The 917-nt window shown below is 29.4% G+C and carries 1 protein-coding gene; it reads left to right on the forward strand.

Annotated features, from left to right (window positions below; genetic code table 11):
- On the forward strand, positions 1-401 hold a 401-nt coding region (locus IEX62_RS24315), incomplete at its 5' end, for an NUMOD1 domain-containing DNA-binding protein (RefSeq protein ID WP_188778833.1).
- Positions 402-917 lie beyond the last annotated feature (516 nt).

The following is a 917-nucleotide window of genomic DNA, read 5'->3' on the forward strand; positions in this document are numbered from 1 at the left end:
TAGAAGATAAATATTTAAAACTATTAGTGCCTAATTATAATATTTTAACCGAAGCAGGTTCTAGTTTTGGTTACAAACATACTGAAATAGATCGTCAAAAGATGAAAGATCTTTATAGTGACGCTAGACGAGAAAAGATAGGTAGTCTAAATAGGGGTAAAAAGTTTTCTCCTGAAACAATAGAAAAAATAAGAGAAAAGGCTTTAACTAGACCTCCTATGTCAGAAGAAACTAAAATAAAATGTATTGCTAATACAAGACCTGTTGTGTTATATAACTTGAATAGAACTATTTACGGTAAGTACTCTACTATTTTAGAAGCAGCTAATGCTATTAACTGTAATGAAAAAACCATTAGAAGAGCACTGCAGACAGAAAAAAAATTAGTTAAAAGACAGTGAATAGTAGAAGATTTTTCTGACAAATAGGTTTTATTCCTTATTATACTTTATTCTTTATTATACTTTATTCTTATATAAACCATAGTCCCATGAGTATAAATCTTTTTGCAATTTTTATAGAAAAAAAAAGATTAAAGTGGTACATCCCGACAGGGATGTAAAATAGTTTTAGTACTATTTGGCGATGTTAGTGAAAACGGTTAAAATCCCTCTACTTATGCTGGGACAAGACCGTCGGTTATATAAATAATCGCTACAGACTGGGTCACTAATGGGTGGCTGAAATGCTGCTTAATGTACAGTCGGAACTTTTAATTAAACAAAGGTATTTAATTAATGGAATACACGAATTAAAAGTTATTCCAGCTTATTATTGATATAATAAGTAAGTACGTATGTTTTACCTTATGGACAGATGAGTTTATGAGGTGCTACTGTTATTACCAATTTAATAAGTGCAATTCCATGAATTGGACAAGATATTGTTGAGTCAAAAATTATTACTTTAATTATTAA

The sequence above is a fragment of the Paenibacillus hunanensis genome, from assembly GCF_014645615.1.
GTDB lineage: Bacteria > Bacillota > Bacilli > Paenibacillales > Paenibacillaceae > Saccharibacillus > Saccharibacillus hunanensis.